Annotated in this window: 7 protein-coding genes; 1 reads left to right on the forward strand and 6 read right to left on the reverse strand. The window is 70.0% G+C overall.

Going from position 1 to position 10,147, the window contains the following annotated elements; genetic code table 11:
• The first annotated feature begins 55 nt into the window (after nucleotides 1-55).
• On the forward strand, nucleotides 56-988 hold the full coding sequence (pip, locus tag DIE15_RS35160; RefSeq protein ID WP_124835728.1) for a prolyl aminopeptidase: 933 nt from the start codon (nucleotides 56-58) through the stop codon (nucleotides 986-988).
• A 70-nt stretch (nucleotides 989-1,058) separates the two neighbouring features.
• On the opposite strand, the gene DIE15_RS35165 is transcribed toward pip, so the two are convergent.
• The 6 genes from DIE15_RS35165 to DIE15_RS35190 form a co-directional block, all read right to left on the reverse strand.
• Nucleotides 1,059-1,331: a hypothetical protein gene (locus DIE15_RS35165; protein WP_124835729.1), complete on the reverse strand. Its 273-nt coding sequence runs from the start codon at nucleotides 1,329-1,331 to the stop codon at nucleotides 1,059-1,061.
• 182 nt (nucleotides 1,332-1,513) lie between these two features.
• The gene (locus tag DIE15_RS35170; RefSeq protein ID WP_124835730.1) at nucleotides 1,514-2,581 is read right to left on the reverse strand and encodes a transglutaminase family protein; all 1,068 of its coding nucleotides are present in this window, start codon (nucleotides 2,579-2,581) and stop codon (nucleotides 1,514-1,516) included.
• Nucleotides 2,575-5,181, reverse strand: a complete 2,607-nt coding sequence (locus DIE15_RS35175; protein ID WP_124835732.1) for a circularly permuted type 2 ATP-grasp protein — start codon at nucleotides 5,179-5,181, stop codon at nucleotides 2,575-2,577. Before DIE15_RS35175 ends, DIE15_RS35170 begins: the two co-directional genes overlap by 7 nt.
• A 212-nt stretch (nucleotides 5,182-5,393) precedes the next feature.
• Nucleotides 5,394-8,813 carry a DUF2126 domain-containing protein gene (locus DIE15_RS35180; RefSeq protein ID WP_124835731.1) on the reverse strand — a complete coding sequence of 1,140 codons (3,420 nt, stop codon included), beginning with the start codon at nucleotides 8,811-8,813 and terminating at the stop codon, nucleotides 5,394-5,396.
• Nucleotides 8,814-8,906: 93 nt separating this feature from the next.
• Complete coding sequence (locus DIE15_RS35185) at nucleotides 8,907-9,881, reverse strand: transglutaminase family protein (protein ID WP_057930057.1); 975 nt, start codon at nucleotides 9,879-9,881, stop codon at nucleotides 8,907-8,909.
• Nucleotides 9,882-9,891: 10 nt separating this feature from the next.
• Nucleotides 9,892-10,147, reverse strand: a 256-nt coding sequence (locus tag DIE15_RS35190; protein ID WP_148095697.1) for an alpha-E domain-containing protein, incomplete at its 5' end; no start/stop codon positions are given.

The raw sequence follows: 10,147 nt of genomic DNA on the forward strand, positions 1-10,147 counted from the left end.
CATCCTGGCCCGTGCCTCGTCCGCCCTCCCGTCGACCCTCACCCGGAGCCAGCCTGTGTACCCACCGATCGAACCCTACGCCCACGGCCACCTCGACACCGGCGACGGCCACCGCATCTACTGGGAGCGCTGCGGCACCCCGTCCGGCAAGCCCGCGGTGTTCCTGCACGGCGGTCCGGGCGCGGGTTGCAGCCCCGACCATCGCCGCCTGTTCGATCCCGAGCGTTACGACATCCTGCTGTTCGATCAGCGCGGCTGCGGGCGCTCGACGCCGCATGCAAGCCTCGACAACAACACGACCTGGGACCTGGTGGCCGACATCGAACGGCTGCGCGAGATGGTGGGCGCGGAACAGTGGCTCGTGTTCGGCGGCTCGTGGGGCAGCGCGCTCGCCCTCGCGTACGCGGAAACGCATCCGCAACGCGTGAGCGCGCTCGTCGTGCGCGGCATCTTCACGATGCGTCGCGCGGAATTGCTGTGGTACTACCAGGAAGGCGCATCGTGGCTGTTTCCCGACCTGTGGGAAGCATTTCTCGCACCGATTCCGGAAGCGGAGCGCGACGACCTGATGGCCGCGTACCATCGCCGGCTGACGGGCGACGACGAAGCCGCGAAGCTCGAAGCCGCGCGTGCGTGGAGCATCTGGGAAGGCCGCACGATCACGCTGCTGCCCGATCCGGCGCTGGCCGCGCACTTCGCGGACGGCCACTACGCGCTCGCGTTCGCGCGGATCGAAAACCACTACTTCGTGAATCGCGGGTTCGTCAACGAAGGCCAGTTGCTGCGCGACGCGCATCGCCTCGCCGGCATTCCGGGCGTGATCGTGCAGGGCCGCTACGACGTCGCGACGCCCGCACGCACCGCGTGGGATCTCGCGAAAGCCTGGCCGGACGCGACGTTCGAGATCGTGCCGGACGCCGGGCACGCGTACAACGAACCGGGCATCCTGAAGGCGCTGCTTGCGGCGACCGACCGGTTCGCCGCGTAGGCGGCACCGCGCGACACAATATGACGCGGCGCGCTGCAGCCGGCCATGCCGGCCTGCACGCGCCGCAAGCTCAAAGCGCGGCTTCGACGATCGTCCGGCCGCTGATCGCCCGCTCGACGAGCTGTTCGTCCCCGACCTTGCGGATCGCATCGTCGAGCAACCCTTCCGGCTCCTCGGTGGCCACCTTCAGCAGGCCCGACAGGCCGCGCGCGTCGAGCACCACGAGCGTCTCCATCGAATCCGCACGGCTCACGAGCACACGGCGAAACGCCGGGCCTGCGCCGAAGCTCGCGCAAAGCGCGATCGTCTCGTTGCCGAGCCTGTAGTCGAAGGTCTTGATCATGTTTGCCGCCGTTGCATGGGTATGGCTGCGCGCGACGGCGCGGCGCCATGACGTCGACGCACCCGCGCGTGCCGCCGCCGGACCGCGGTCCGGTCCGTTCGCCGGCATCACCATGCTAGGCGGGCAGTATTAACGAAGACTTAAACGGCCGGCATGCGGCGCTTGAGGCCGATCACGCCGTATCACGACGCATCGTCGAGCGGCTCGACCGTCACGCCGACCTTCAGCTCCTGATCCGCGCCGCCGCCGCGAATCACGCCGCGCAGCGGCGTCACGTCCGCATAGTCGCGGCCGATCGACAGCATCACGTAATCGTCGCCCGGCGCACGGTCGTTGGTCGGATCGAGCTGCAGCCAGCCGTCGTCCTCGGGCCATGCCGGGTCGTACACGTCGACCCACGCATGCGACGCATCCGCGCCGATCAGCCGCGGCTGCCCGGGCGGCGGCTGCGTCAGCAGATAGCCGCTCACGTAGCGCGCGGCGAGCCCGAGCGAGCGCAGCGCGCCGATCATCACGTGCGCGAAATCCTGGCAGACGCCCTTGCGCAATCGCAATGCATCGAGCGCGGACGTCGTGATGTCGGTGCTGTTCGGCGTATACGCGAAATCGGCGTGGACTCGCCGCATCAAGTCCCACGCGGCCTGCACGAGCGGCCGCCGCGGCGTGAAGCTCGCGGCCGCATACGCGGCCAGTTCGGGATCGCACGCCACATGCGGCGATGCGAACACGAACTCGCTCGCCGCGTCGTACGGCTGCCCCGCGCGAAACCGCAAGCGCTCGCGTACGGCTTCCCACGCCGTTGCGTGTTCGGCGTCGGGATTCGCGATCGCGGGCGGCGGCGCACCGCGCGCGCCCTGCGACCATACGGGCGGGCTCACGCGCACCGTGCTGCGGCTGCGCACGAGCAGCGCATCGTGAGGCTGGTTCAGCGCGAACGATGCGCGTGCGTTGCCGAACGCGTCGATCTCGGTGCCGACCGCTTCCGGTGCAGGCTCGATGTCGAGTGCGAACGACAACACCTGCTGGCGCGGCGTCGCGAGCGGCTGCAGCCGCGCCTGGTGCTGCGCGGATTCGACGCGTGCCGCGTAGCGGTATTCGGTATCGTGCGTCACCCGCAGCAGGCGGCCGGGCGCGGCAACAGTCGACGCGGTCGGGGTTGCAGGGGTTGCAGGCGTAGCCGCCGCTGCCTCCTTCGCGCTGCCGGAACCCGGCGTGGGCGACGTCTTCGCCGCATGTTTCGTCGTCACCATAGCGTCCTGCCCGCCTCGCGTACGTGACTGAAATAACGCTCGCCGATCCGGTTCGACAAGTCCCATACCGCTTTCACGGTCGTGTCGAGCGCATCGAGCAGCTTGTCGTGGCGGCCGTCGTCGCCGGTTTCGCACAGTTCGTGCAGCGACCACGTGGGCACGTCCGGAATCGTCTCGGCCAGTTCGGACAGCGCATAGCCTTCGCTGCGCTCGACCTTCGTCAGCCGGCCGCGCAGCGCCTGCACGACCCAGCCGAGCGAGCGCGGGTTGTCGGTGTCGAGCACCACGAGCGACAGCAGCGGCGCGACGTCGAAGCCGCGCTGGAAACGCGAGCGGAACGTGATCGTGCTGTCGAACAGTTCCAGCACGAGTTCGAAGCCGTCCTGCCGGTGCACGGCGCCCTCGTCGAACGCGAACTTCAGCACGCTGCACAGGAAGTCCAGCCGGTCGATCTGCCTGCCGATCGACAGCAGCCGCCAGCCGTCGTCGCGCGTCATGTTGTCGGTCTGCGCGCCGGTGATCGCGCCGAGCAGCAGCGCCAGCCGCTCCAGCAACTGCAGCGCCTCGTTGCCGATCTGCTCCTCGGCTTCCGGATGGCTCGCGCTATCGGCGAACAGCTGCGTCGCGTCGTCGATCAGCCGCCATTGTTCGCTCGACAGCCGCTCGCGAATCGCGGCGGCGGCGGCGCGCATCCCGAACAGGCAGGAGGCGATGCCGGACGTGCGGTCCGCGCCGCGCGTCAGCGACGTCGCGAGCGTGTGCTGGAACGCACGCGGCGCATCGACCGCGTTCGGCGCGTCGGGGGCGATCAGGCCCGTATCGCGACAGAGCGTGTCGATCAGCTCCAGATGCGCGGGACTGTCGACGTCGTCCTCGCCGCGCAGCCGCTCGAGCGCGGCACGCGCGAGACGCATCAGGCCGTTCGCGCGCTCGGTGTAGCGGCCGAGCCAGAACAGGTTCTCGGCCGCGCGGCTCGCGATCGCGCGCGGGCGCTCGACGAGATCGTCGGGGCCGAGATGCGTTTGCAGCAGCGTCGTCGAATCGACGATGCCTTCGGTCATCACCCACGTATCGACGGTGCTGCCGCCACGCGGCATCGGCGCATTGAACAGCGTATCGCGCGTGCCGACCCGCGACAGTCCGCCCGGCAGGAGCCGCCAGCGCTGCGCGCCGTCGGCGAGCGCGAACACGCGCAGCAGCAGCGGTTTCGGCACGATGCGCGCGCCGCCGCTGCCATCGGGCGCGTCGCGCCCCGGCCAGGTCGGCGCCTGCGACAGCGGCAAGTCGGCCTGCACCGTGTAATGCTCGGGCCGGGCAAGGATGCGCGCACGCCACTCGGCCAGCTGCGCCGGCGTGAGGCGCGCGCCGATCACCGGATCGAACGCGCCGCCCGCCTGCACGTCGGGCGGATACGACGGCTTCACGATGCTGCGCGCGAGTTGCGGCAGCGCATCCGCGCACGCGGCCGCCTCGCCGCACCACCACGAATGCACGGCCGGCAGCGTCAGCGTTTCGCCGAGCAGCGCTTCCGCGAGGCGCGGCATGAAGCCGAGCACGCCCGGCGATTCGAGGAAGCTCGAACCCGGCGCGTTCGCGAGCAGCACGTTGCCCGCGCGCACGGCCTGCAGCAACCCCGGCACGCCGAGCATCGAATCGGGCCGCAGTTCGAGCGGATCGAGCCACGCGTCGTCAACGCGCCGCAGGATCCCGTGCACGGGTTCGAGCCCGCTCAGCGTCTTCAGGAATACGCGGTTGTCGCGCGCGGTCAGGTCGCCGCCCTCGACGAGCGTGAGGCCGAGGTAGCGTGCGAGATACGCATGCTCGAAGTACGTCGCGCTGTGCGGCCCCGGCGTCAGCAGCACGATCCGCGAATTCTTCGAGGCCGGGCTGAGCGCCTGCATGCTCTCCAGCAGCGACCGGTACGCGGACGCGAGCCGCTGCACGCGCAGCCCGCGGAAGCCGCGCGGAAAGAGCCGCGACACGATCAGCCGGTTCTCGAGCAGATAGCCGAGGCCGGCCGCGCCCTGCATGTGCTGCGCGACGATCCGCCATTGCCCGTCGGGGCCGCGCGCGAGATCGAACGCGACGACGTGCAGCCACGTATCGCCCGGCACGCGTGCGCCGCGCATCGCACGCAGGTAGCCCGGGTGGCCGGTGACGAGCGCGGGCGGCAGCAGCCCGCGCTCGAGGATCGTCTGCGGCCCGTACAGGTCGGCCAGCGTCGCATTGAGCAGCCGCACGCGCTGCAGCACGCCGCGCTCGATCGCGACCCAGTCCTCGGGCGTGACGATCAGCGGCAGCAGGTCGAGCGACCACGGGCCGGCCGCGCCGTCGCCCGCGCGTTGCTCGTGGAGCTGGTAGAACAGGCCGTTCTCGCGCATGCGCCGCTGCAGCGCGTCGGCGCGGCGGTCGAGGTCGGCCACGCCGTCGCTGCCGATCGACGTGAAGAAGCTGCGCCAGGCGGGCGCGAGCAGCGGCGCCGTGAGGCCGGCGGCGCTGCCGCGCAGTTCGTCGTAGCGGCCTGCCGCGGACGGCGCCGCGAGCGCGGCGGCCAGTTCCGCGGCGTCCGGCTGCGCGCCGGTATCGAAGAGCGTGGGCATCGCGTCGGCGTCGGCGAGATCGTCGGGGTGAATGGGCGGCACGGTCGGTATCGTTCCGTCGTCAAAGGGCAGCCACGCCCGCGCGCCGCCGCACCGGCGGCCGGGCATGGCAGACGCGGCGGGCGGCCGCGGTCTGCCCGCATCCTAGCACTCCGGCGGGCGCGCCGGGAGGTCGCGAACCGCACATCGTCGTCCGTCCTTTCATCCGACGATCAGGGCCGTCGCAGGTCGAGCGTGAACGGGAATTCACGGCTCGGTGCGGCGGCCGATACCGTCATCCGCCCCGGCGTGTGCCCCATCGCGACGAAGCGCGCGAGCCGGCGGCTCTCGGCCTCGTACGCATTGACGGGGAACGTCGCATAGTTGCGCCCGCCCGGATGCGCGACGTGATAGCGACAGCCGCCGAGCGAGCGCTGCAGCCACGTATCGACGATGTCGAACGTGAGCGGCGCATGCACGCCGATGGTCGGATGCAGCGCCGACGGCGGCGCCCACGCCTTGTAGCGCACGCCCGCGACGTATTCGCCGACTGTGCCGGTCGGCTGCAGCGGCAGCGCGCGACCGTTGACGGTCACGACGTGCCGGTTGTCGTTCAGACCGGTCACGCGCACTTCGAGCCGTTCGACCGACGAATCGACATAGCGCACCGTGCCGCCGGGCGCGCCCTCCTCGCCCATCACGTGCCACGGCTCCAGCGCGCCGCGCAGCGACAGCTGCATCCCGTTCACCGCGATCTGGCCAAACAGCGGGAAGCGGAACTCGAAGTGCGGCGCGAACCAGGCCGGATCGAACCCGAACCCGGCGTCGCGCAGCTCGGCCAGCACGTCGTCGAAATCCATCTTCAGGAACGCGGGCAGCATGAAGCGATCATGCAGCGCGGTGCCCCAGCGCGTGAGCGGCGTCGTGTACGGGGCGGCCCAGAAGCGGGCGACCAGCGCACGCAGCAGCAGTTGCTGCACGATGCTCATCCGCGCATGCGGCGGCATCTCGAACGCGCGCAGTTCGAGCAGGCCGAGCCGGCCGGTCGACGAGTCGGGCGAATACAGCTTGTCGATGCAGAACTCGCTGCGGTGCGTGTTGCCGGTCACGTCGATCAGCAGGTTGCGCAGCACGCGGTCGACGAGCCATGGCGGCATGTCCTGCCCGAACAGCAGCTTGTTGCGCTGGATTTCCGCGAACGCGATGTCGAGCTCGTAGAGTTGGTCGTTGCGCGCCTCGTCGACGCGCGGCGCCTGGCTCGTCGGCCCGATGAACAGCCCGGAGAACAGGTACGACAGCGACGGGTGGTTGTGCCAGTAAGCGACCAGGCTCGCGAGCAGGTCCGGGCGGCGCAGGAACGGGCTGTCGGCCGGCGTCGCGCCGCCGAGCACGAAGTGGTTGCCACCGCCCGTGCCGACGTGCCGGCCGTCGACCATGAACTTCTCGCTCGACAGACGCGACTGCCACGCGGCGTCGTACAGGAATTCCGTCTGGTCGACGAGTTCGTCGAAGCTCCGGGCCGGATGGATGTTCACCTCGATCACGCCAGGATCGGGCGTGACCTGCAGCAGCTTGAGCCGCGCGTCGCGCGGCGGCGGATAGCCTTCGAGCACGAGCTTCACGCCGAGCGCCTGCGCGGTCAGCTCGATCGCGGCGAGCAGGTCGAGATAATCCTCGAGCTCGGCCAGCGGCGGCGTGAACAGGTACAGGACGCCGTTGCGCACTTCGACGCACAGCGCGGTGCGCGTGATCCACGCGGCCGATTCAAAGCGCTCGGGGCGGCGCTTCAGGTCCGGCACGGCGTGCGCGTGCTGTTCGCCCGCCGCCGTGCCGTCGCTGCGCCACTGCATGACGGCTTGCGCCGACGCTTCGCGATGCACGCCGGCCAGATAACGCGGCGCGTCGGCCGTGCCCGCGTAATGCGCACGGAACGCGGCGGCATCCGGCAGCGCGGTGCGCGGCGCGAACGGATCGCGCTCGACCAGGTACGGATAGTCGGCGCCGGTCACCCACGGCAGCGAATCGAGCGGCAGCCGATAGCCCATCGGCGAATCGCCGGGCATGAGGTACATCCGCTCGTCGCGGAAGAACCACGGGCCCGTCTGCCAGCGCGGGCCGTCGAGCCCCGGCACATCGTCCGTGCGCTTGATCGGCAGCACGTAGCCGACCACGCTGTCGAGCCGCTGGTCGAACACCTTGCGCAGCCGCGCGCGTTCGAGCTCGTCGTCGAGGCGCGAGTCGAACGGATCGACGTTGACGGGCAGCCGGCGCTCGCGCCACAGGTAGTACCAGACGTCCTCGTAGCCGGGCCGCACGAATTCGTCGGTCAGGCCGAGGCGCGCGGCCAGCGCATCGATGAAGCGCTTCGCGTCGTCGGTCGTATGCTCGGACGGCTCGCGCTCGTCGGCGAACAGCGACGGATCGTGCCATACGGGCTGGCCGTCCGCGCGCCAGCAGATCGACAGCGCCCAGCGCGGCAACTGCTCGCCCGGATACCACTTGCCCTGCCCGAAATGCAGGAAGCCGCCTTCGCCGTATTCGGCGCGCAGCCGCTGCACGAGTTCGGTCGCGTAGCCGCGCTTGGTCGGGCCGAGTGCATCGGTGTTCCATTCGGCGCCGTCGCGATCGTCGATCGACACGAAGGTCGGCTCGCCGCCTTGCGTCAGCCGCACGTCGCCGCCCGTCAGCGCGCCGTCGACCTGTGCGCCGAGCGTGCGCACGGCATCCCATTGCGACTCCGTATACGGCTTCGTCACGCGCGGCGACTCATACACGCGCGTCACCGCCATCTCGTGCTCGAACGCGACTTCGCATTCGTCGATCAGCCCTTCGACCGGCGCGGCGCTGGTGGGCTGCGGCGTGCACGCGAGCGGGATATGCCCTTCGCCGGCGAGCAGGCCCGAGGTCGGATCGAAGCCGATCCAGCCCGCGCCCGGCAGATAGACTTCGCACCACGCGTGCAGGTCGGTGAAGTCGACCGACGTGCCGCTCGGGCCGTCGAGCGCCTTCACGTCGGGCGTGAGCTGGATCAGGTAGCCGGACACGAAGCGCGCGGCGATGCCGAGATGCCGGCACAGCTGCACGAGCAGCCACGCGCTGTCGCGGCACGACCCGGACGCAAGCTCGAGCGTCTGCTCGGGCGTCTGCACGCCCGGCTCCATCCGCACGAGATAGCCGATATCGCGCTGCAACTGCTGGTTCAGCGCGACGAGGAAGTTCACGGTGCCGGCCGGCGTGAGGTCGACGCTGTCGAGATACGCGCGGAACAGCGGCGCGGCGGTCGTCTGCGGATCGCATGCGAGATACGGCGCGAGTTCGGTCTTCTGCGCATCGTCATAGCTGAACGGGTATTGCTCCGCGCTCGCTTCGAGAAAGAAGTCGAACGGGTTGTATACCGACATCTCGGCGACGAGATCGATCGTGACCTCGAAGTGTTCGGTGCGCTCCGGAAACACGAGTCGCGCGAGATAGTTCGAGAACGGGTCCTGCTGCCAGTTGATGAAGTGCTGCGCGGGCTCGACCGTCATCGAATACGAGACAATCGGCGTCCGGCAGTGCGGCGCGGGCCGCAGCCGCACGATCTGCGGCCCGAGGTTGACGGGCCGGTCGTAGCGGTAGCGGGTGGTGTGATGCAGCGCGACGTGAATGGGCATGGGAGAGCCGCTCGGTTCGGGTTGAGCCGGCCGCACGCGCCGCGTCGCCGTCGTTGCGGCGGCACGGCACGGCGGGTTAGGCGAAGGGGTGCGTCAGACGAGTTCCGGCGACTGCACGACGCTGATCTCGACGCCGACGGTGCTCGCGCCGAGCCCCGTCACGGGCTGCGCGTCGCGATAGTCGAGGCCGACAGCGATGCGCACGTAGCGCTCGTCCGGGCAGCGGTTCATGAACGGATCGAAGCCGACCCAGCCGAGCCCTTCGACATAGGCCTCGGCCCATGCGTGGCCGGCCGGCTGCTGCATCAGCGTGGCGGCCTGCGGCTGCGCGCCGAGCGCCGCCTGCGGCAAGCCCTGCGACTGCGCGGCGTGCGATGCGCCGAGCGCCTGCTGCATGCCGTCGCCGCTCTGCAGCGCGAGCGCTTCCTCTTCCTCGTCGCCGGCCGCGCTCTGCTTCGCGTCGGCGATGCGCTGCATCGCGCTGTCGGCGAGCACGTAGCCCGAGATGTAGCGCGCGGGCACCTTCAGCGCACGCGCGGCCGCGATGAACGCATGCGCATGGTCGCGGCTCGTGCCCTCGCCGCTTTGCAGCGCGGTTTCTGCATCCACCGGCGCGTCGGCCAGGCTCGGCGCATACGCGATGCGGCCGTGCACTTCCGTCATCAGCCAGTGCAGCGCGTCGAGGCTGTGCGGCTCGATCGGCAGCGCCTGCGTGATTTCGAGCACGGTGTCGCCGGCCTTCGTGAGCGCGGTCTCGCGCTCGAAGATCCACGGCGGCGCATAGCCCTCGGGGTTGCCGAGAATGCCTGCGCGGTCCTGCGTCTCGACGACGCCGGCCGCGACCACGACGATCTCGTTCTTCGCGCCGCGGTCGTGGCGCACGAGGTCGATCCGGTTGCCGAGCCCGTCCGCATAGGACAGCGTCGGCTCGACGCCGTCGATCGTGACCTGCCACGCGCGCACGGTCTGCCCGGGCCCCGACTGCGGGCGCAGCCGCAGCCGTTGCAGCGCATGGGTGGCTTGATCGTCGAACCGATAACGCGAAATGTGTCGGATGGCGAGTCGCATGGAAAGTCTCTCAGTCGAAGTTGTAAGCCTGGGCGATATCGACCCCGAGGCTGTTGTTGCGGCCGATGAAGTCGGTCAGGAACTCGTGCAGGCCGCTCTTGAAGATCCGCTCGACCGTCGTGTCGGACAGCATTTGCAGGATCTTCGTGGCCGTGTCGTGACACGGGTGTGTCACGCCGTAATCCTTCGCGAGCAGGTTGAGACTCGACATCACGCGGCCATAGCAATAGCGCAACGAGCGCGGCATGCGGCCGTTCAGGATCAGG

This window comes from Burkholderia sp. Bp9031 (assembly GCF_003857965.1).
In the GTDB taxonomy this organism is placed as follows: Bacteria; Pseudomonadota; Gammaproteobacteria; order Burkholderiales; family Burkholderiaceae; genus Burkholderia; species Burkholderia ambifaria_A.

What these genes read in the sequence shown, in the direction of transcription:
- DIE15_RS35165 (WP_124835729.1), bottom strand. Translation starts at nt 1,331, where the DNA reads ATGATCAAGACCTTCGACTACAGGCTCGGCAACGAGACGATCGCGCTT.
- DIE15_RS35170 (WP_124835730.1), bottom strand. Translation starts at nt 2,581, where the DNA reads ATGGTGACGACGAAACATGCGGCGAAGACGTCGCCCACGCCGGGTTCC.
- DIE15_RS35175 (WP_124835732.1), bottom strand. Translation starts at nt 5,181, where the DNA reads ATGCCCACGCTCTTCGATACCGGCGCGCAGCCGGACGCCGCGGAACTG.
- DIE15_RS35180 (WP_124835731.1), bottom strand. Translation starts at nt 8,813, where the DNA reads ATGCCCATTCACGTCGCGCTGCATCACACCACCCGCTACCGCTACGAC.
- DIE15_RS35185 (WP_057930057.1), bottom strand. Translation starts at nt 9,881, where the DNA reads ATGCGACTCGCCATCCGACACATTTCGCGTTATCGGTTCGACGATCAA.